At 44.1% G+C, this 1,635-nt stretch carries 3 protein-coding genes; 2 read left to right on the top strand and 1 reads right to left on the bottom strand.

Annotated elements, in window-relative coordinates; all coding sequences use genetic code 11:
* Nucleotides 1-216: 216 nt before the first annotated feature.
* Nucleotides 217-789 carry an Rrf2 family transcriptional regulator gene (locus tag B7Y67_RS17405; protein WP_293599709.1) on the top strand — a complete coding sequence of 191 codons (573 nt, stop codon included), beginning with the start codon at nucleotides 217-219 and terminating at the stop codon, nucleotides 787-789.
* Nucleotides 790-800: 11 nt separating this feature from the next.
* Nucleotides 801-1,268: a tetratricopeptide repeat protein gene (locus B7Y67_RS17400; protein ID WP_293599708.1), complete on the top strand. Its 468-nt coding sequence runs from the start codon at nucleotides 801-803 to the stop codon at nucleotides 1,266-1,268.
* A gap of 54 nt (nucleotides 1,269-1,322) precedes the next feature.
* Here B7Y67_RS17400 and B7Y67_RS17395 read toward each other — a convergent pair whose 3' ends face one another.
* Nucleotides 1,323-1,565 carry a GIY-YIG nuclease family protein gene (locus tag B7Y67_RS17395; protein WP_293599707.1) on the bottom strand — a complete coding sequence of 81 codons (243 nt, stop codon included), beginning with the start codon at nucleotides 1,563-1,565 and terminating at the stop codon, nucleotides 1,323-1,325.
* Nucleotides 1,566-1,635 lie beyond the last annotated feature (70 nt).

Genomic DNA, 1,635 nt, shown 5'->3' with positions numbered 1-1,635 from the left:
GGCAATAAAAAAGTATTTTTTGTAGAGCAGACGGGGCAGAAGGTTGAAGTTGGTCAGTTCCTCAGGCCGGAGCAAATTAAAAGCCTGATTGCTGAGTTAAGAGCTTATTTGGGTTAATGACAACCATGACTTAAAAAGGGTTCAAGATCCTAGCTCAACAAAATATGGCATTCAATCCGATACTGATTTCAATTCAATATATTTGTTAAATTCAACATGAACGTTAATACCGCTGTTAAAGCCGCACTAAATACTCTGGTTGACATAGCAACCCATTCAACTGGCATCCATCCGGTTACTGGCTTAGAGTTGGCGCAGCGCCAAAAATTATCGATTAGCCGAATCGAGCTTTTGCTCAGCGCATTGCGTGCCGCCGGAATTGTCAAAGGCACAAAGGGTCGGAACGGAGGTTATACGCTTTTACAGGATCCTAGAATGGTCACTATTAAGGATGTTGTGTTGGCCATGAATTACATTAAAAAGCGTAAGGTTGAAGCTTGCGATATTGCAAGTGAGCTCTACCAATCCTTAGAGACTTACATGCTCAGTTGCATGGCGAATATGAATCTCTCCGATGCTATTAAAGATTATGTACCACGATTTAGCGATGCCAAAACTGCACCAGAGCGTCAGACTTTTTCTTATCCAGAATTGAAGGTGAGCAAGCCCTCTAAGGGTGAGGTTCAGAGGGTAATTAAGACACCTTTTAAAAAAGTAGAAGATGTTCCGCTGGGGCCAAATTCCATTTTCAGTTTTGGCGACTACCTACAAAAAGCAGAATCAATATAAGGCTCTAAAATATGAAGGCAATGAACTGGAATGCGCTTAGTAAAATACTTGCATCCTTAGCAATCGCAATAGCGCCATGGGTGGTTTCTGTTGCTGCTGATAGTGCTCCAACTAAATCTGACCCTGCTTGGCTAACCGATGCTCGCGCCAGCATCAAATCTAACAATTACGACCAAGCATTGAAGCAGTTGCAGTCAGCCAATGATGTCGATTCTGCGGATTGGAATAACTTGATGGGATACAGCCTTCGCAAAAAGCAGCCACCTGATTTGGTTTCATCTGAAAAGTATTACCAGGCAGCACTCAAGATTGACCCAAGCCATAGGTCTGCATTGGAATATTACGGTGAGTTGCTCTTGATGAAGAAGGATTTGCCTGGGGCTGAGGCTATGTTGGCTAGACTAGATAAGGCCTGCCTATTTGGTTGTGAGGAGTACAGCGACCTAAAGGCAAGTATTGCGAAGTATCAAGGTAAATAGCAATCCTTTATCCTCCCATGCCACTGTGTGGTGATGGGTGCCTGAAACCCCATTCTAGGTTTTAAAAAAGCCCAGCTTTTCCGATCTCGGTAACTTCTTTAATTTAGCCTCTGCCTTGGAGGCTTCAGATCGATCTGGGTGCTCTTGGGTCGCCAAAAGGGTGACTGGTCTACGAGCCCTTGTATAGCGAGCACCTTCCCCTGAATTATGGGCTGCCAAGCGATGTTCTAGGCGGTTGGTAATCCCAGCGTAATAGCTGCCATCTGAGCACTCTAGGAGGTAAACAAGCCAGGTCAAAATGGGGGTAAATTCGCTTAAAAAGAGGTCTAACAGACTTGAAATTATGAAGAATGCCCCTATATTCTAT

The sequence above is a fragment of the Polynucleobacter sp. 35-46-11 genome (assembly GCF_002281105.1).
This window is presented reverse-complemented; position numbering and strand designations above follow the sequence as displayed.

Bases quoted from the DNA above. Each gene is read 5' to 3' on its own strand.
- B7Y67_RS17405 (WP_293599709.1), top strand. From the start codon at position 217: ATGAACGTTAATACCGCTGTTAAAGCCGCACTAAATACTCTGGTTGAC.
- B7Y67_RS17400 (WP_293599708.1), top strand. From the start codon at position 801: ATGAAGGCAATGAACTGGAATGCGCTTAGTAAAATACTTGCATCCTTA.